Genomic DNA, 17,914 nt, shown 5'->3' on the forward strand with positions numbered 1-17,914 from the left:
TCCACGATGGACCTGCTCATGAATGCGCTGACTCTGCCGGATATCGCCGCGCAGGCCTCACGCCAAGCCCTGCCACTTGAATGGGTGGGCATGTGCGGCATTGCTCTTCCAGTGTTGTTCGATGGCCAGCGGTTGAGCGCGAAGGCCGACGCGGGCGTGAGCCTTGACGATGGAGTAGCGCGGGGCATTCATATGTCGCGGCTGTACCTCGCGCTGGAAATGCTCGAGCAGGAAAACCTGACACCAGCCCTATTGCGGCGTGTCTTGCAGCGATTTTTAGATTCGCATGAAGGTCTGTCCAACAGCGCCTACCTGAACATTCACACTGATTTACTGCTCAAACGGCCAGCGCTCATCAGTCCATTGTCTGGTTGGAAAACCTATCCAGTTAGCATAAAAGCGCGTTTGAAAAACGCGATGTTCCACGTGGAACTAAAAATCGACATCCCTTATTCCTCAACCTGTCCCTGTTCAGCCGCACTGTCACGGCAATTGATTCAACAACAGTTCATCGATGACTTCGCGAACAAGTCACTGCAACACGCCGAAGTTTTAGCTTGGCTTGGCTCCACAAAGGGCATCGTTGCGACGCCTCATAGCCAACGCAGCAACGCGCAGCTAAAGCTTCGGCTCGACGACTATCTGGATGACATGCCACTGATTGCATTGATCAACGATGCCGAAGCCGCCCTCGGCACCGCCGTGCAAACCGCCGTAAAGCGCGCTGACGAACAAGCCTTCGCCCTGGCCAATGGGCAAAACCTGATGTTCTGCGAAGACGCCGTTCGACGCTTGAATCTAGCTTTGAAGCGATCTCCCGGCATCAACGCCTTTCACCTGAAAGTCGTCCACGCAGAAAGCCTGCACGCCCACGACGCCGTCGCCGAAAGTCGATGGAACTGGGAGGCTGCATGATTCGCTGCGAGGCTTTACGCTGGGGAGCACCCGGACAACCGCTCACGCCGCCGGTGGATCTCGAATTGCCCAGGGGCAGCCTGACCGCCGTAATCGGTGCCAACGGCTCGGGGAAAAGTAGTCTGCTGAAAGTCATCGTCGGCCTGCAAAAACCACTGACCGGCAAAGTGATCCTTGATGTTCCACGCAAAGGTTCACTCTCATTCCTCCCCCAGCAACAACACCTCGACCGGCAATTCCCGATCAGTCTGCAAGAGTTGGTGGCCGCCGGTTTCTGGGGCAGCAAACAATCACCCGAAGTCCGAAGCCAACGTCTCAAAGCCGCGCTGGAGAAATGGCGCCTGACCGGTCTGGAACAGCGCCCATTGATGGCCCTCTCCGGCGGCGAATTGCAGCGCGCCCTGCTCGCTCGTTTAAGCCTCGCTGAAGCCCCCTTGCTGTTACTCGACGAACCCCACGCCGCCCTCGACGAACTCGGTCAGTCACTGCTGTGGAAACACATCCACGCCTGGCACGCCGAAGGCCGAACACTGGTGGTCGTGTGTCACGACCTGGCCGCCGTTCGCCAACACATTCCTCAAACGCTGCTGATCAAAAGTAGCGGCTGCGTCCTCGGCCCAAGCGTCGACCTGATCCACCAACAACCTCAAACGCAGGTGGCCTGATGCTCGCTGCCGCTCAACTTTGGCAACCCTTCCACGAGTTCGTGTTCATGCGCCGGGCACTGCTCGGTGGATTGGTGTTGGCATGCAGCACGGCACCGCTCGGGGTGTTTCTGATCCTGCGGCGCATGAGCCTGATCGGCGATGCGGTCGCTCACGGAATCCTGCCCGGCGCGGCGCTTGGCTTCTGGTTCGCCGGACTGAGTCTGCCAGCGCTGGCCCTCGGCGGCCTCGGCGCAGGCCTGAGCATGGCCGGGCTCGCCGCGTGGATCACCCGCCGCACCGGGCTGCGAGAAGACGCTAGCCTCGCCGCGATCTACCCGATTTCCCTCGCCAGCGGTGTGCTGATCCTCGGCATCGCCGGCAAACGTCTTGACCTGCTGCACCTGCTCTTTGGCTCGGCGTTGGCAGTCGATGGTCCCACGTTGACCGGCATGTTGTGGGTCTCTGGATTGAGCCTTATTGCCATGGCACTCATCTACAAGCCGCTACTACTGGACACCCTCGACCCACTCTTTCTGCAAACCGTCAGCCGACTCGGTCCATTGGCCCACGGCGTGTTTCTGACGCTAGTGGTGCTGAATCTGGTGATCGGTTTTCAGGCCATCGGCGCGCTGATGGTCGTTGGCCTGATGATGTTGCCCGCCGCCGCATCACGCTTCTGGAGCCGTCGCTTGCCCGTGTTGATGGGCATCGCTGCCCTGCTCGGCTGCCTCTCGGTGTGGCTGGGATTATTGCTGTCGTTCTACTGCTCGCTGCCCACCGGCCCGGCCATCGTGCTGGTGGCTGGCGGTCTGTATCTGCTGTCCGTGGTGTTTGGTCCGGTGCATGGTTTGCTGCGCCGCCCGCCTTTGCTCACATCCCAATGAGGTGTTGCCCGATGCGCGCTTTACTCGTGCTGTTCAGTTTGATGCTGTCGATGTCGCTGTCCGCTGCGGAAAAACTGCAGGTGGTCACCAGCTTCAGCATCCTCGCCGACATGACTCATCAAGTCGGCGGCGAGCATATCCAGATCACCAACATGGTTGGCCCCGACGCCGATGCCCACACGTACGAGCCGACACCGGACGACGCCAAGGCGCTGCTGAAAGCCAGACTGATCATCAAAAACGGCCTGGGTTTCGAGCCATGGCTGGACCGCCTGGTAAGCAGCACCGAGACCAAAGCTCCGGTCATCAGCGCGAGCCGCGGTGTCATTCCGCGCTCGCTGGATGAAGACGGCGAGACCGTTCCCGACCCTCACGCCTGGCACAACCTGGCGAACACCGAGCTGTACATCAACAACATCACCAAAGCGTTGATCGCCGCCGACCCAGCGAACAAAACCGACTACGAACGCAACAGCCAGGCCTACCTGAAACAGATCTACGCGCTGCTCGCCGAAGCCAAAGCCAAGCTTGGTTCGCTGCCACCGGGCAACCGCAAGATCGTAACGTCGCATGACGCGTTCGGTTATCTCGGTCAGGCTTACGGAATCGACTTCATGGCACCACAAGGTCTGTCCACCGAACGCGAACCGTCGGCTGCGGAAGTGGCGGCGCTGATCACCCAGATTCGTCAGGCCAAGGTCAAAGCAGTGTTCATGGAAAACATCAAGGACGCCCGTCTGCTCAAGCAGATCGCCGATGAAAGCGGCGCGCACATTGGCGGCACCTTGTACTCCGATGCACTCGCCGCAAGCGGTCCGGCCAGCACTTTTGCCGGGCTGTTCGAGTACAACCTCGACACCCTGTACGAGGCGTTGAGCAAACCATGATCCGCAAGAACCCTTCAGGCGATTTACCGCTGATTGCCGAATCTGCGTACGTCGATAAAACCGCGATCATCTGCGGCAAAGTGGTGATCGGCGAGAACGTTTTCGTCGGCCCCTACGCCGTGATTCGCGCCGATGAAGTGGATGATTCTGGAGAGATGGAGCCGATCACCATTGGTGCCAATTCGAACATCCAGGATGGCGTGGTGATTCACTCCAAGTCCGGCGCAGCGGTGACCATCGGCGAGTTCAGTTCGATTGCTCACCGATCAATCGTTCATGGTCCGTGCACGGTCGGCGACCGGGTGTTTATCGGCTTCAACAGTGTGCTGTTCAACTGCGCGGTCGGTGATGGCTGCGTGGTTCGGCACAACTCGGTGGTCGACGGCCGCGACTTGCCCACGGATTTCTACGTGCCCTCCACCACCCGCATCGGGCCCAACACCGACCTGTCGCAGTTCCCGCCGGTCAGCGTCAGCGCCTCGGAATTTTCCGAGGATGTGGCGCGCACCAATGTCGATCTGGTGCGTGGCTACAAAGCCCTGCAAAACGAGTTCTGATCTATGAGCTGCGTGCTGATTCGCAATGCCCGGCTGGTGAATGAAGGTCGTGAATTTGATGGTGATCTGCTGGTCAGCCATGGCCGCATCGTCAAGATCGCCCCCAGTATTGAAGGCGAAAATGCAGCCGTGGAAATCGATGCTGACGGCCAGTGGCTGTTGCCTGGAATGATCGATGATCAGGTGCACTTCCGCGATCCCGGCTCGCCCGACAAGGGCAGTTTCTACACCGAATCACGAGCAGCGGTGGCCGGTGGCATCACCAGTTTCATGGACATGCCCAACACCAATCCGGCGACACTGACCCTTGCCACACTCGCCGACAAGAAGCGTCGGGCGGCGATCAGTTCGGTGGCCAACTACGGCTTCCATTTCGGCGTGAGCAACGACAATCTCGACACCGTCGCCGCACTCAATCCTTGCGAAGTGGCCGGCGTTAAAGTGTTCATGGGTGCGTCCACGGGCAACATGCTGGTGGACGATCCGAGGGTTCTCGAGCGGCTATTCGCCGAGGTGCCGACGATTCTGCTGGCCCACTGCGAACACACGCCCGGCATCGACGCCAACGCGTCGAATCTGCGAGCGCTGTTGGGCGAACACATTCCCGCCGCGGCCCATCCCGTGATCCGCAATGCCGAGGCCTGCTTTCGCTCGTCCTCAATGGCGGTGGAACTGGCCAAGCGTCACGGCACGCGACTTCACGTTCTGCACCTGACCACCGCACGGGAACTGGCGTTGTTCGAAGACAAACCGCTGTCGCAGAAACACATCAGCGCCGAAGTCTGCCTGCACCACTTGCTCTTCGATGATCGCGATTACGCGGACCTCGGCAACCAGATCAAATGCAACCCGGCGATCAAGACTCAGGCTGACCGCGATGCCTTGCGCAAGGCCTTGCTGAGCCATCGACTGGACGTCATCGGCAGCGATCATGCGCCCCACACCTGGGCCGAAAAGCAACGCGCCTACAGTCAGGCGCCGTCCGGTCTGCCGCTGGTGCAACACGCCCTCCCCGCGTTGCTGGAGTTGGTGGCAGATCAATTGCTGCCAATCACTTTGCTCGTGGCCAAGACCAGTCACCGTGTCGCTGATCTGTTTGCTATTCCCGACCGTGGCTATTTGCGCGAAGGTTATTGGGCAGACCTGGTGCTGATCAAACCCGAGCCTGACGGCGTTGCCGTCTCCCAGCAGCCGATTCTGTCTCAATGCGGCTGGACGCCCTTTGCCCGACGACGCTTTCGCCACAGCGTCAGCACCACGCTGGTGTCTGGACAAGTCGCATGGCGCGACAAATGTCTTAATGACAACTGTCAGGGTTTACCACTACGGTTTATGCGCTAGCACTCGAGAGCACCAACATGATTCACATCACCCTGAGCGATGGTTCATTGCGTGAATACGACCAACCGTTGTCGGTGTACGAATTCGCCGCGAGTATCGGCCCCGGGCTGGCCAAGGCGGCTGTCGCGGGGCGGGTCGACGGCGTTCTGGTGGATTGTGAGTTCATCCTCGAAGCCGATGCCCGGGTCAGCATCGTCACGCCGCAAGAGCCCGATGGGCTGGAGATTCTTCGCAAGTCCTGCGCGTTGGTGTTGGCGATGGCCGTGAAACAGCTTTATCCAAAAGCACATTTGCAGACGGGATCTGCGTTGGGTGACGGCTTCTTCCATGAATTCGAGTTTGAGCGTCATTTAAACCTGGTCGACCTTGCCGCCATTGAAGCTCGCATGAAGATACTGGCCGCTACCAATCATTCGATCCGTCGCCGCGCGATGCCTACCGAACAGTTATCGTCCTACCTTCTGGGGGACTTCGAGTGTGTGTCGACGGGGCCGCATGTTCCCGCCACCCGAGTGTTGCAGGCCTTCGCGCTCGAACACATCAGCGGCACATCACCACAGCGGATCTATGGCACCTGCTGGTCCTGCCAGGAGGAACTGGACAACTGGCGGGCACCGCCGCACGTGATGATCGTCAGCATGGATGATCGCCAGGCGGAGTACGCACAGTCGGTGACTGAAGCGCTGCGCCGAAGCGGTGTACGCGCTCGCGCCGATCTGCGTAACGAGAAGGTCCGCCACAAGATTCGCGAACACAGTCGGCAAGTGCCGTATCTGGTGGTGATCGGGGAGAAAGAAAAAGAAGGCGGGTTTGTCAGTGTGCGCAGTCGCACCGGGGAGGATTTTGGCAGGATGGCGGTTGATGCGGTGTGCAATTGGCTGCGATCAATAGGGATTGCGGGTGTTTGAAGTGACGCCTTCGCGAGCAAGCTTTGCTCCTACAGGGACGATGTAAATCCTGTAGGAGCATAGCTTACTCGCGAAGCTTTTAAGCTCTTGGCTTAACAGTCCCGCAATCCTGCCCCAACCAGACCGCGCGAGTATCAAGGCTACCCTTCTGCTGAATGCCGGTAGCATTGAATGTGCCGTTGACCTTGGTGGTGAACTCTCGGTCACTGAGGAATGTAGCCACACCCGCCCCTTGCGCTTTCGGGCAGCTGAAGCGGAATTTCCACTGGTTGCCGGTGCGCTCGGTGATTTCCTGCTTGCAGCCCGATTGCGGGTCCGTCAGCGGGATGTTGTCGCTCTTCACTTGCTCCGGCGTCAGGCAAGCGCGAATCCCCTTGCCGCCCATCGTGATGCCCTGCTTCTCCAGCTGCGCACGCTGTTCAGGGGTGATCTGACTTTGTATCTGGCCGAGGATCAATTGCAGATCCGGCAGGTTCTGGTCATCGACCTTCATGTTGCTCGAGGTCAATTCCCACAGGCCCGGCTGGAGCATCTGCGCCTGAGCAGCCACAGGAAGAGCCAAACCAAAAGCTACGGCCAAACCCAGCAGACGAACGTTCATCGTGTAACTCCTGATCAGTAGTGGCCGTTAGACGTCAGCCACAGGCTTCGGTTCATGGGCCAATTAAATAGCGACATTCTGCACGGAACATGGTCTGTTAAGCATTGAATCTTCAGGAGCAAGGCTGCCCCCATGGATTATTTTGGACCGCATGTTTTCGGTTATCTGATCGCACTGTTGCACTCGTTAGGGCTGATCGCCGCCATCCATGCCGTATTGACCGTTCGGACCGCCCAGGGCTCGATCGCCTGGGCCCTGTCGTTGCTGTTCATTCCCTACCTCACGCTTATCCCGTACCTGGTCTTCGGTCGCAGCACCTTCGATGGTTACATCAAGGCTCGGCGACAGGCCAACGAGGAAATGCGCAAGGCCATCTCCGAGTTGAACTGGCGGCCCTGGGTAGAAGAGGCGCTGACGGCACGCGCCTCCAACGCTTACGCCTCATTAAGGGCAATGCCGAAGCTGGGACGCATGCCGTGCCTGGCGAACAATGAAGTCCGTCTGCTGATCAATGGCCCGGCCACTTTCGAGGCGATTTTCGAAGCCATCAGCCACGCCAAAGAAGCCGTGCTGATACAGTTTTTCATCATCCACGACGACCGCCTCGGCCAGCGCCTGCAAACCTTGCTGTTGAAAAAAGCCGCTGAAGGCGTCGCCGTTTATCTGCTGTACGACCGCATCGGCAGCCACTCCCTGCCCCACAGTTACGTGCAGCCATTGCGGGATGCGGGTGTCGAGGTCAAAGCTTTCGCGACACGCAGCGGCTGGCTCAATCGCTTCCAGGTCAACTTCCGTAACCACCGCAAGATCGTCGTAGTCGACGGCGTGTTGGGCTTCATCGGCGGCCACAACGTCGGCGACGAATACATGGGCGAGAAACCACCTCTGGCGCCGTGGCGCGATACCCACGTTCGCGTGCGTGGGCCGGTGGTGGCCTGCATGCAGGAGTCTTTCGCCGAGGACTGGTTCTGGGCGGCCCGGTCGTTGCCGCCGTTGATACTGCCGGATGTGTATCCGGACGACGGTGTTCTCTGCCAATTGCTTGCCAGCGGCCCGGCAGATTCCTACGAAACCTGTTCACTATTCTTTGTCGAGGCCATCCACGCGGCGACGGAGCGGGTGTGGATCACCAGCCCCTATTTCATCCCGGACGAAGCCGTGTTCGCGGCGTTGCGGCTGGCAGTGCTGCGTGGCGTGGATGTGCGCATTCTGCTGCCGTCGCGGCCCGACCACAGGATCGTCTACGCTGCCTCCAGCCTGTATGCCTTCGAAGCCGTGCGCGCCGACGTGCGAGTGTTCCGCTACGAACCCGGTTTCCTGCATCAGAAAGTGGTGTTGATCGACAGCGAAATCAGCGCCATCGGCAGCGCCAATCTGGACAACCGTTCGTTCCGGCTGAATTTTGAAGTGATGTTGCTGACGGTGGACAGCGTGTTTGCTGGCGAAGTGGAACAGATGCTCAACGACGATTTCGCGCAGGCCCATGAAGTCGCCAAAGAAGAAAGCCGGGAGACCCGCCGCCTTCAACAGGTTGGCATGCGGATCGCCCGGCTTATTTCCCCGATACTTTAAGGGTTGTAGATGTCGTCGCGAGTCCATGGCAGTTCATGGCTGCCATCGGGGTGCGCTTTCACCGCGAGGATCTGGTGGAGGTTGATCCAGCCCTTGGCGAAGGCATAAGCGCATCCCGCCAGGTAAAGCCGCCAGATGCGCAACGCCTGCTCAGGCACCAGCTTGCCGGCGGCTTCCAGATTGTCTTCCAGATGTTCACTCCAGTGGTCCAGGGTGCGCGCGTAATGCAGGCGCAGACTCTCGACATCGACGATCTCCAGACCCGCTTCACTGATCTCGGCAGAAATCATCGACAGGTGCGGCAGCTCGCCATTGGGGAACACATACTTCCCGATGAAATTCCCGGCACCGCGCCCCACGGGACGGCCATCGATGTGCTTGGCGGTGATCCCGTGGTTCATCACCAGACCACCCTCTTTCACCGCGCCGAACAACGTTTTGCAGTACTCGGACAGGTTCTCGTGCCCCACATGTTCGAACATGCCGACGCTGACCACTTTATCGAAGCGCCCATCCTGAGGCAGATCGCGGTAGTCCAGCAGTTGCAACTCGACCAGATCGTCGAGGCCTTCCGCCGTTACCCGTTCACGGGCCAGGGCCAGTTGCTCTTTGCTCAGCGTGATCCCGAACACTTTCGCGCCGAACTCCCGCGCCGCATAGCGCGCCAAACCGCCCCAACCGCAACCGACGTCCAGCAGATACTCACCAGGTTGCAGTCGTAACTTGCGACACAAGTGACGGAATTTGGCTTGCTGGGCCTGCTCCAGCGTTTCGCTGCCGGTCTCGAAATAGGCGCAGGAATACGCCATGTCACTGTCGAGCCACAGCTGATAAAACGCGTTGGAAAGGTCGTAGTGATAGGAAATCGCCTCGGCATCGGTTTCCTTGTCGTGGGCGGTGCGCACGGGATGACTGTCCAGGTCGCCCAGCAATGCCTGGCTCCATTCATCAACGACGCGGATCACGTCGCTGATGGAACCTTCCAGCTCGACTTTGCCCTCGACAAACGCCGCTCCGAGCGCATCCAGGCTTGGATGAGTGAATTGGGTAACCATTTGTGGGTCCTTGACCACAATCGTGACGTTGGGCGTCGGCCCCAGATTGAATTCATGGCCGTCCCAGAGCCGCAGGCGTAACGGTAGCTGCAGATTCTGTAAGGCCGGTGGAATTTGCGCGAGCATGGAATATCCCCCTTGTTTCAGACGTCTGATGTGAGGTTAGACCATCCTTGAAAAATAGCAGGCTATCGATTTCATAGCCCTTTTCTATGACCCGCAGCGTTCAAGCCAACCCGTCGCAAATTCACAGAAATGATTGCCCTTACCCTAGATGACTACGAATCGGGTGCACAGTTCTGAAAAGTTGAAACCCCTCAAATATCGTCCTTCAGCCTGAGCAATGGCTCCTGAAAGCGCAGCAGCCGCCCGGCGTTACCCAGCACCAGCAATGTACTCAGGTTGTGCAGCAACGCCGCGATCATCGCCCCCGCCGCGCCGAGCCAGCCGAATGCGGCGAAGGCCACTATTGCCAGCGTCCAGCCCAGACCGATGATCACGTTGACCTGCAACGTGTTCCGGCACTGGCGACTCAAACGCACGCAGGTGCCGAGCCGACGCAGGTCACTGCCGATCAGCACGATGTCGGCGGACGCCAAGGCAATATCCGCACCGCCCGCCCCCATGGCAACGCCGACCACGCCTGCCTTGAGGGCCAGCGAATCATTGATGCCGTCACCGACCACCATCGGCCGGAAGCCGCTGTCGATCTCCTTGAGCACGCGATTGAGTTTGTCCTCGGGCAAGGCCTGGGCCTCGACATCGACGATCCCGACGTCTCCTGCCAAGGTATTCGCGACGCTTTGGCGATCACCGGTGAGCAACAGTTGCCGGCCCAGCCCGAGTTCACGCAACTCGTTCAAGGCAAACCGCGCTTCGGGTTTGACGCTGTCCGCCAGCAACAGCCAGGCGAGAAACTCTCCATTGAGCGCGAGCCCGGCAATCGGGCCATCGTGTTCGGGAACGGCTGAAGTGGTGATGCCCAATTGAGCAAACAACTCTGGACGGCCGAGCGCCGCTTCGCCCTGCTCCGTCATCGCCACCACGCCCAGACCCTGCCGTTCGTGAATGTTCGAGAGCAGCAGAAAATGTTCCTGGGTGACCAACCCGGCGAGTGCGCGACTGACCGGGTGACTGCTGGCGGAACCGAGGCTGGCGGCGAGTTTCAATACGTGACTGCGATCTTCCAGCGGGCTGTCGATGGATTGCAGGCGCAAGGTGCCGAAGGTCAGCGTCCCGGTCTTGTCGACCACCAGCGAGGTCAGGTCTGCCAGCTCTTCAAGAAACGCCGAACTGCGAATCAGAATCCCGTGGCGAGCGGCAACCGCAACCCCGGCAATCGCCGTGGCCGGTGCCGACAACACCAGCGCACACGGACAGGCCGCCACCAACACCGCGAGCATCGCCTGCGCATCGTTGGTGATGAACCAGGTGACGGCGGCCAGCAGCAACACCAACACCATGTAGCTGCCAGCGTAGCGTTCCAGCAATCGGGTGATCGGCGGTTTGGATCGCTCGGCGCTTTGCATCAGCGCAATGACTTTTCCGAGGGTCGACTCGCTGCCCGTACGCGTCACCTCGATACGCAGCAGGCCGTCGAGGTTGATCGCCCCGCCGAACACGGACATCCCGACACCCGCTTCCACCGGCACCGACTCGCCGGTGATCGAAGCCGTGTCGAGACTCGCCTGACCGGAGAGCACGCGACCATCGGCCGGCACGCGGTCGCCAGCGCGAACTTCCACCCGGTCACCGGCCTTGAGTGTGCCGTTGTCGACTTCGACGATGGAACCGTCTGCCTGAATCTTGCGCGCATGGCTGCGCGTCAGTTTGCCCAGCGCGTGAATCGCTTCCTGGGAACCGATCACGCTGCGCTCCTCCAGCACGTGGCCGAAGATCATGATGATCGGCAGCAACGCAGCGGTCAGCAGATCACCGGTCGCCCAGGCACCGAGCATGGCCAAGGCAATCAATTGGTCCGTGATCCCGTGCAAGCTCGGATAACGCAAGCTGTACCAGGCCGAGCGCATCACCGGTACGGCCACCAGCAATGAGGCAAACCCCAACAGCAATTGACTGACACCGGTCTGCTCCGGCGATACCCAGCGCCAGATCAAACCCAGCGCCAACAAACCCAATGCAAGCATGGCCAGGGTCAATTGGCGGGCGGCGCTGCGTTGTTCGGCCGAGGACAACAGGCTCGGTGCGGCGGCGGTTTGCGCGGTCATTGTGCAGCTCCCTGAATGATCAGGCGGGAATCGTCTTTCGGATTGACCGTAGTCACCGAGCCGGCCTGACCGAGAATTTTCGGCATGCGCTCGCGGTAGAGGCGCAGCAGCATTTGCGGGTCGGTGCCCTGTTGTTGCGCCTTGGCCAAACTCAACACAGTGGCCGTGTCGGCGGAAGCTTTGGCCAGCCGTTCGCTCGCTTGAGCGTGGGCGACCTGCAACGTACGGTCGGCTTGTTCGTTGGCGGTTTGGGTGAGTTTCTCGGCTTCGGTGCGTGCGTTTGCCACGGCTTTATCGGCTTGCTGACTCGCCGTCAGCACCGCGTTGAAGGCGTTGACCGCCGGCCCCGGCAGACTCGATTGCACATCGACCCGCGCCACTTCGATCCCCAGGCCTTGCCCGGTCGCCGTGAGGTCAGCGAGACGCTGATTGATGCCTTGCACCAGATCACCGCGCAGGCGCTCACGTCTTTCGGCCGCCTGGCTACCCGCGCCAATCAGTTCCGGTCGCGCCACCAGGATGGTGTCCAGATCACGAGCAGCCGTCAGTGCCAAGGCACTGCGAGTCACAAGGCGATCCAGTGCCGGCAGCACATGCTCACCTTGAAGCACAAACGCATAGGGTTCGGTGACTTTGTAAAAAACCCGCACATCCAGTTGCACCACGCCGGCGTCACCGGTCAGCAAATAGCCGGACCCCGCGAGGGCATCGCTGAGCGGCGTGGCGAATGTGGCGACTCGGTCGGCCTGCAACGCGGCATCACTGCGCAACAGGTTTACCACCCGCCGCTCGATCACCCGATCGGCCGCCGGCAACAAAACGACCTGCTCGAACGGTCTCGGCCATGCCAACAGCAGACCGGCATTCTGAATGCGATCCAGCGCGCCAAAGTGCAACACCACCGCACGATTCTGCGGATCGATTTGCCGAACATTGGAAAACGCCCACGCCAACGCGGCCAATACCGTCACCGCATACAGCGCGAGAAACGCCAATCTCCCGGCCTGAATCCAGGGGCTGCTCAACTCATTTGTTCCACGTGGAACCAAACTCATGGCTGCGACCCGGACTTGGTATCGAGGGTCGGCGGACCGTCAACCAGTACCCGAAACGGCGCAGCGTCGGTGCGCAGAATCAGTTTGGTTCCAGGCGTAACGATGGTGCCCAAGGTGTCGAGGGAGCGCAGCAAGTTATACAGCTGCGGTGAACCGGCGTAGGCACGTCCGTAAATTTGCGCCGCTTCGACGCGGGACTGGGCTTCAATGTCGGCGGATTTAACAGTGGCATCGGCCTGAACGATTCGCGCATCCCGCTCGGCGGCAGAGCGGATTTGCGCCGCTTCGCGTTTGCCGATCGCCGTGCGTTCGGTGGCGATTGTTTCACGCTCGGCGCGCATGCGATCGACCGTGGCAGTCAGTGTTACCGACGGCAAGGTCAAACGCTCGATGCCAACTTGCAGCACGCGAACGCCATACGTGGTCAGCAACTGCTGATCGATTTGCTGGCGCAGTTGCGCTTCAAAGTCAGCAATGTGCACCTGGTTGGCATCGGTGTTTACCAGATTGGCCAGATCGAAACTGCTGGCCGTGGTTTCCAGCGCCGAGCCGACAAAGGTGCGAATTTGCCGCGCCGCTTCGTCCGGCTGATTCTGCACCGCGCGCATGAAGCGCTGCACATTGTCCGGATCGCCTTGCACCTGCCACGCCACGTAAGCCTGAACGATGATGCGCAAACCGTCGCGCGTGCCGACATCCTGCAAACCACTCGACGTGGTGCGCAGACGCAAATCGACAGGAATCGCCGCTTCAAAAGGTGCGGGCCAACGCCAGCCCAGCCCCGGCTCCAGCAACACCCGCGACGGATTACCGAAGCGCGTGATAACCGTGGCTTCGCCGGAACGCACTTGCACCAGGCTCGCCGCCGCGATGGCAAACGCCACCAGCAACGCCGCCCACCCCATGCGCCGCCACGGGAAGGGACCGGCTTCCTGCGGATCGCCGTGGTGATGATGGTGATGCCCGTGGTGATGCCCGCCATGGTCGTGATCGTGCCCGGCGTGGTCAGCATGATCGTGAGTGTGCGACTGGCTCATTTGGCAGCTCCTGGCTGAGCAGTTTGACGCGACGGCGCGGGGTCAGCCGGCAGCGTGAACGTTCGGAGGTCAATGGTCGGCGCGTTGTTGCTGCCGCCCAAACGATGATCGAGAACCAGCAACCTGGTGTTGGCCAGTCCTTGGGAAAGCTGGCTGAAATACTGCTCCAGCACGAAAGCCTGGCCGGCGCTGGCATAGGCTTTTTGCTCGGCGCTGAATTTCAGATCGGCTGCTTGCGCAGCTGCATTGATTTCACGCGCGTTGGCCGTCGCCTGATCGCGAGCGATGCTGGCCTGCAATTGCGCCTGATTGGTCGCCTCTGCTGCTGCGCCGCGTTCGCGTGAGATCAGCGTCTGCGCACCAATCTGTGCCGCTTGCACGCCGTGATAAGCGTTGGCCGCGCCGGCCGGTGGATGAATCGCCTCGACCACGGTCGCGAGAATTTCCACGCCACTGCCGAGTGTTTGCAAGTCCGCCTGCACCGCGCGGCCAATCTCTTCGGCGAGCCCTACCCTGTCCTCACCGAGCAAACCGTCGAGGGTTCGTGAGGCGAAATCGTGAACCAGAATCCGGCTGGCAGTGCTACGGATCAGCGCCGGTACATCGGCATTGTTGTAGGTCGCAGCCAACGCGGCTTGATCCGACAGGCCGATGCGGTAAACGAACCGCACATCCATGTTGACGATCTGGAAGCTCTGCTTGTCGGCACGGCTGCTGGCGATGACCTGGGATTTGTCATTCACATGGCTGGCGTCCCACAAGCGATTGGCAACTGTTGGCGCCGGACCTTCAGCGGGCGCCGCCGCAATGGGCGCCGCCGCTTCGCCGACACTCGTGGCCAACTCATGGACCACGCCGTTCTCGACACTCAACACTCGACCCAGCGGCCACGGCAAACCCGCGTGCAAGCCGGGACCGAACACCTCCACCGGTTTGCCAAAGCGCTCGTAGATACCCCGCCCTTGCAGCGGTATTTCGTGAATACCGGTCAGTGACCAACCGACAAGGGCGACCACCGCCATCACCGGCACCAACGCGCGACGCATGTAGGTGAACGCCCAGATTTGCCGCAGATCGATGCCGAAGCGGTTATGCAATTCATGCTGCAACGCCAATAGCGGTTGTGGTGGCCAGCGCAGCATGTCGGCGACGAAGCTTCGAGCCAGCAACGCAGGTTCCAGTTGTTCGCGCCGGGGACTGAACAATGACAGCACTGCACGCAGCAACAGTTCGACCGCGACGAGCCCCGGCAGCAGCCCGATCAACACAGCCAGTCGCATCGGCCAGACCGACACCTCGCTGCCGAACAACAGACACAACGCGCTCAACACTAGACTGATGATTGCCACACGAGTCAGCTGGGCCAATTGCCCTGCTTCAGGCCACTGGGCCACGTTTTCCTGGGCAAGCTGCCGCTCCAGAACCAGCAAACCGAAGGCCAGCAGCAACGACAATGCAGCACCGACATTAGCCGAAAAGCCTGGCGCGGCAGGTGGTAGCGCCAGGTTCCAGACCTGGTTGATGCTGAACAGCACCAACAACGCCCAGCCACCGAGCCACAACGTCGGTGCGCCGATCTGCACCAGCATCCGCGTCCATTGTTGACTGATCCGCTCCAGTAGCTGTTCATACCATCCAACCGGGGCATCAGCGACTTCGATTTCCACCGGCAGCGCTGCGGGATTCATCGCCCGTGCGCGCCATTGCGTCACCCACCACGCCGATTGCAGCCCGGCGATCAGCACCAGCAGACCGGCGCTCTGATTGACCAGCAACGCCGGCCAAAATGACTGCGGCAAAAACAACCCGACAAAAAACGCCAGCACCAGCCCTGTCGACGCGAGCGCGCCGAGGCCGATTGCCAACTGCCGCAATCGTCGCCCTTGAAAGACTGCCTGTTGAAAGCGCGGCAACCCGGCTACCGCTGCTCCCTCAACCTCGAGATCGACTTGCATACCACCCCAGTGTTTTTCTTTGCTCAACTCGCAGTTCGTTACGATATAACGAAAGTGGTGAAATTTTTGTATTAAAACGCTCTATCTAAAAACGCTCGACCTGTCGCTTGGCTGAAGCCTTGACCGAAAGACCGAGTAGCGCACATATTACGCTCGTAATTTTCTCCACGGACTACGTTTACCCAGCCCGATTCCCATTCAATCCAGGAGCAAATCCATGAGCAGCTATGACGTCGTGATTCTGGGCGGAGGCCCCGGCGGTTACAACGCAGCGATCCGCGCCGGCCAGTTGGGCCTGAAAGCCGCTTGCGTCGAAGGCCGCGCCACCCTCGGCGGCACCTGCCTGAACGTCGGTTGCATGCCGTCCAAGGCGCTGTTGCATGCTTCCGAACTGTACGACGCAGCCATGGGCTCGGAATTCGCCAACCTGGGGATCGAGGTCAAACCCACGCTCAACCTTGCGCAAATGATGAAGCAGAAGGATGAAAGCGTGACCGGGCTGACCAAGGGCATCGAGTTCTTGTTTCGCAAAAACAAGGTCGACTGGATCAAGGGTTGGGGGCATATCGACGGCCCGGGCAAAGTCACGGTAACGGATAGCCAGGGTGGCAAAACCGAGCTGAGCGCCAAGGACATCATCATTGCCACGGGTTCGGAACCCACTCCCCTGCCCGGCGTAGAGATCGACAATCAACGTATCCTCGATTCCACAGGTGCGCTTTCTTTATCCGAAGTGCCCAAGCATCTGGTGGTGATTGGCGCCGGGGTCATTGGCCTGGAATTGGGTTCGGTGTGGCGGCGCTTGGGTGCACAGGTGACCGTGGTCGAATTTCTCGACCGCATCTGCCCGGGCGTGGACGCTGAAGCAGGCAAAACCCTTCAACGCTCGTTGATCAAGCAAGGCATCAGCTTCAAGTTGAGTTCGAAAGTCACCAGCGCCACCACCTCGGCGAACGGCGTTCAACTCAGCGTTGAACCGGCGGCCGGCGGTACCGCCGAATTGCTGGAAGCCGATTACGTGCTGGTGGCCATCGGGCGCCGGCCTTACACCGAGGGTTTGGGCCTGGAGAACGTCGGACTCACTACGGATAAACGCGGCATGCTCGCCAATAAGGGTCATCGTACTGAAGCGCCAGGCGTGTGGGTCATTGGCGATGTCACATCCGGGCCGATGCTCGCGCACAAGGCTGAAGATGAAGCCATGGCCTGTGTCGAACAGATCGTCGGCAAGGCCGGCGAGGTCAATTACGACCTGATTCCCAACGTCATTTACACCCGACCGGAGCTGGCCAGCGTCGGCAAGACCGAAGAGCAGCTCAAGGCTGAAGGCCGTGCGTACAAGGTCGGCAAATTCCCGTTCACCGCCAACAGCCGGGCGAAGATCAACCACGAGACCGAAGGCTTCGCCAAAGTGCTGGCCGACGAGCGCACCGACGAAATTCTCGGTGTGCACCTGGTGGGCCCGAGTGTCAGCGAAATGATTGGCGAATACTGCGTGGCCATGGAGTTCAGCGCCTCCGCGGAAGACATCGCGCTAACTTGTCACCCCCATCCGACCCGCTCCGAGGCGTTGCGCCAGGCAGCGATGAATGTGGAGGGGATGGCTACGCAGATGTAGGGCTGGAGTTTGGCGGTGGTTGGTCGACCGCCTTCGGGAGCAGGATCGCACACATTGGTTTTGTGTACGCCACAGATCAAATGTGGGAGCGAGCCTGCTCGCGAAGGGGTCGACACGGTCTAAAGCGGCAAATGCTCTAAAGGCAACGCCCCCGGCGTTTTCACCGTGTGAATCGCAAAATTGCTGCGGATGTCGCTCACGCCCGGCAATTTCAGCAATCGCCCGGTGAGAAAGCGGTCGTACGCACGCAGATCCGGCACCACCACCTGCAGCAAAAAATCCGATTCCCCTGACACCAGAAACGCCGAAATCACCTCGGGCAACGCCGTCACGGCCAGACGAAACGCTTCGGCCTGCTCATCGTTGTGGCGCTCAACCTTGACCCCGACAAACACCGTCAGCCCCAGCCCGACTTCGTCGCGATCCAGATTGGCCTGATAGCCGCGAATCACCCCGGCTTCTTCAAGCATTCGTACCCGACGCAAACAGGGTGACGCGGACAGACCGATCTCGTCAGCCAGTTGCACGTTGCTCAACCGACCATCCCGTTGCAGGGCCGCGAGAATCTTTCGGTCGTAGGCGTCCAGTTTCATCTTTGGCAGATCCTGATGGCTTAGTGGTCATTGAATGGCAGATTATGCCAACCAAAGACTA

Annotated in this window: 16 protein-coding genes; 9 read left to right on the plus strand and 7 right to left on the minus strand. The window is 60.2% G+C overall.

What is annotated here, in order from left to right:
* The first annotated feature begins 18 nt into the window (after window positions 1–18).
* The 7 genes from folE2 to ACA066_RS28955 are packed head-to-tail and all read left to right on the plus strand — an operon-like array spanning window position 19 to window position 6,139.
* Entirely contained in the window at window positions 19–915 is an 897-nt protein-coding gene (folE2, locus tag ACA066_RS28925) for a GTP cyclohydrolase FolE2 (protein WP_497697576.1), read from the plus strand.
* On the plus strand, window positions 912–1,580 hold the full coding sequence (locus ACA066_RS28930; RefSeq protein ID WP_497697577.1) for a metal ABC transporter ATP-binding protein: 669 nt from the start codon (window positions 912–914) through the stop codon (window positions 1,578–1,580). Before folE2 ends, ACA066_RS28930 begins: the two co-directional genes overlap by 4 nt.
* The gene (locus ACA066_RS28935; protein ID WP_497697578.1) at window positions 1,580–2,446 is read left to right on the plus strand and encodes a metal ABC transporter permease; all 867 of its coding nucleotides are present in this window, start codon (window positions 1,580–1,582) and stop codon (window positions 2,444–2,446) included. Before ACA066_RS28930 ends, ACA066_RS28935 begins: the two co-directional genes overlap by 1 nt.
* A gap of 11 nt (window positions 2,447–2,457) precedes the next feature.
* Entirely contained in the window at window positions 2,458–3,333 is an 876-nt protein-coding gene (locus ACA066_RS28940; protein WP_497697579.1) for a metal ABC transporter substrate-binding protein, read from the plus strand.
* The gene (locus ACA066_RS28945; protein WP_497697580.1) at window positions 3,330–3,890 is read left to right on the plus strand and encodes a gamma carbonic anhydrase family protein; all 561 of its coding nucleotides are present in this window, start codon (window positions 3,330–3,332) and stop codon (window positions 3,888–3,890) included. The genes ACA066_RS28940 and ACA066_RS28945 overlap by 4 nt, the downstream gene beginning before the upstream one ends.
* 3 nt (window positions 3,891–3,893) lie before the next feature.
* The gene (locus ACA066_RS28950; protein WP_497697581.1) at window positions 3,894–5,231 is read left to right on the plus strand and encodes a dihydroorotase; all 1,338 of its coding nucleotides are present in this window, start codon (window positions 3,894–3,896) and stop codon (window positions 5,229–5,231) included.
* Window positions 5,232–5,248: 17 nt separating this feature from the next.
* On the plus strand, window positions 5,249–6,139 hold the full coding sequence (locus tag ACA066_RS28955; RefSeq protein WP_497697582.1) for a His/Gly/Thr/Pro-type tRNA ligase C-terminal domain-containing protein: 891 nt from the start codon (window positions 5,249–5,251) through the stop codon (window positions 6,137–6,139).
* 79 nt (window positions 6,140–6,218) lie between these two features.
* On the opposite strand, the gene ACA066_RS28960 is transcribed toward ACA066_RS28955, so the two are convergent.
* The gene (locus ACA066_RS28960) at window positions 6,219–6,740 is read right to left on the minus strand and encodes a DUF3617 domain-containing protein (protein ID WP_017341609.1); all 522 of its coding nucleotides are present in this window, start codon (window positions 6,738–6,740) and stop codon (window positions 6,219–6,221) included.
* A gap of 132 nt (window positions 6,741–6,872) precedes the next feature.
* Between ACA066_RS28960 and cls the strand changes: the two genes are divergently transcribed.
* Entirely contained in the window at window positions 6,873–8,312 is a 1,440-nt protein-coding gene (cls, locus tag ACA066_RS28965; protein ID WP_497697583.1) for a cardiolipin synthase, read from the plus strand.
* Here the strand turns inward: cls and cfaB are convergent.
* The 5 genes from cfaB to hflK (ACA066_RS28990) form a co-directional block, all read right to left on the minus strand.
* Entirely contained in the window at window positions 8,309–9,493 is a 1,185-nt protein-coding gene (gene cfaB, locus ACA066_RS28970) for a C17 cyclopropane fatty acid synthase CfaB (RefSeq protein WP_497697584.1), read from the minus strand. The two genes, cls and cfaB, sit on opposite strands and share 4 nt — an antisense overlap.
* A 191-nt stretch (window positions 9,494–9,684) precedes the next feature.
* Window positions 9,685–11,595 (minus strand): cation-translocating P-type ATPase, encoded by a 1,911-nt coding sequence (locus ACA066_RS28975; RefSeq protein ID WP_497697585.1) that lies wholly within the window; start codon window positions 11,593–11,595, stop codon window positions 9,685–9,687.
* Window positions 11,592–12,650 carry a protease modulator HflK gene (hflK, locus tag ACA066_RS28980; protein WP_497697586.1) on the minus strand — a complete coding sequence of 353 codons (1,059 nt, stop codon included), beginning with the start codon at window positions 12,648–12,650 and terminating at the stop codon, window positions 11,592–11,594. The genes ACA066_RS28975 and hflK (ACA066_RS28980) overlap by 4 nt, the downstream gene beginning before the upstream one ends.
* A complete protein-coding gene (gene hflC / locus ACA066_RS28985) occupies window positions 12,647–13,687 on the minus strand; it encodes a protease modulator HflC (RefSeq protein ID WP_145319132.1) in 1,041 nt (346 codons plus the stop codon). Before hflC ends, hflK (ACA066_RS28980) begins: the two co-directional genes overlap by 4 nt.
* On the minus strand, window positions 13,684–15,642 hold the full coding sequence (hflK, locus tag ACA066_RS28990; protein ID WP_497699977.1) for a protease modulator HflK: 1,959 nt from the start codon (window positions 15,640–15,642) through the stop codon (window positions 13,684–13,686). Before hflK (ACA066_RS28990) ends, hflC begins: the two co-directional genes overlap by 4 nt.
* A 217-nt stretch (window positions 15,643–15,859) precedes the next feature.
* Here hflK (ACA066_RS28990) and lpdA point away from each other — a divergent pair, with 217 nt between their 5' ends.
* Window positions 15,860–17,260, plus strand: a complete 1,401-nt coding sequence (gene lpdA, locus ACA066_RS28995) for a dihydrolipoyl dehydrogenase (protein WP_497697587.1) — start codon at window positions 15,860–15,862, stop codon at window positions 17,258–17,260.
* Window positions 17,261–17,379: 119 nt separating this feature from the next.
* On the opposite strand, the gene ACA066_RS29000 is transcribed toward lpdA, so the two are convergent.
* Entirely contained in the window at window positions 17,380–17,853 is a 474-nt protein-coding gene (locus ACA066_RS29000) for an Lrp/AsnC family transcriptional regulator (RefSeq protein ID WP_038980472.1), read from the minus strand.
* Between the last annotated feature and the right edge of the window lie 61 nt (window positions 17,854–17,914).

The organism is Pseudomonas sp. LBUM1651 (genome assembly GCF_059716135.1).

Excerpts from the sequence above, each read along its gene's own strand:
- ACA066_RS28945 (WP_497697580.1), top strand. The coding sequence starts at position 3,330 with ATGATCCGCAAGAACCCTTCAGGCGATTTACCGCTGATTGCCGAATCT.
- ACA066_RS28955 (WP_497697582.1), top strand. The coding sequence starts at position 5,249 with ATGATTCACATCACCCTGAGCGATGGTTCATTGCGTGAATACGACCAA.
- ACA066_RS29000 (WP_038980472.1), bottom strand. The coding sequence starts at position 17,853 with ATGAAACTGGACGCCTACGACCGAAAGATTCTCGCGGCCCTGCAACGG.
- hflK (WP_497697586.1), bottom strand. The coding sequence starts at position 12,650 with ATGAGTTTGGTTCCACGTGGAACAAATGAGTTGAGCAGCCCCTGGATT.
- ACA066_RS28930 (WP_497697577.1), top strand. The coding sequence starts at position 912 with ATGATTCGCTGCGAGGCTTTACGCTGGGGAGCACCCGGACAACCGCTC.
- ACA066_RS28940 (WP_497697579.1), top strand. The coding sequence starts at position 2,458 with ATGCGCGCTTTACTCGTGCTGTTCAGTTTGATGCTGTCGATGTCGCTG.
- ACA066_RS28975 (WP_497697585.1), bottom strand. The coding sequence starts at position 11,595 with ATGACCGCGCAAACCGCCGCCGCACCGAGCCTGTTGTCCTCGGCCGAA.
- hflK (WP_497699977.1), bottom strand. The coding sequence starts at position 15,642 with ATGCAAGTCGATCTCGAGGTTGAGGGAGCAGCGGTAGCCGGGTTGCCG.
- folE2 (WP_497697576.1), top strand. The coding sequence starts at position 19 with ATGAATGCGCTGACTCTGCCGGATATCGCCGCGCAGGCCTCACGCCAA.
- cfaB (WP_497697584.1), bottom strand. The coding sequence starts at position 9,493 with ATGCTCGCGCAAATTCCACCGGCCTTACAGAATCTGCAGCTACCGTTA.
- lpdA (WP_497697587.1), top strand. The coding sequence starts at position 15,860 with ATGAGCAGCTATGACGTCGTGATTCTGGGCGGAGGCCCCGGCGGTTAC.
- cls (WP_497697583.1), top strand. The coding sequence starts at position 6,873 with ATGGATTATTTTGGACCGCATGTTTTCGGTTATCTGATCGCACTGTTG.
- ACA066_RS28950 (WP_497697581.1), top strand. The coding sequence starts at position 3,894 with ATGAGCTGCGTGCTGATTCGCAATGCCCGGCTGGTGAATGAAGGTCGT.
- ACA066_RS28935 (WP_497697578.1), top strand. The coding sequence starts at position 1,580 with ATGCTCGCTGCCGCTCAACTTTGGCAACCCTTCCACGAGTTCGTGTTC.
- hflC (WP_145319132.1), bottom strand. The coding sequence starts at position 13,687 with ATGAGCCAGTCGCACACTCACGATCATGCTGACCACGCCGGGCACGAT.
- ACA066_RS28960 (WP_017341609.1), bottom strand. The coding sequence starts at position 6,740 with ATGAACGTTCGTCTGCTGGGTTTGGCCGTAGCTTTTGGTTTGGCTCTT.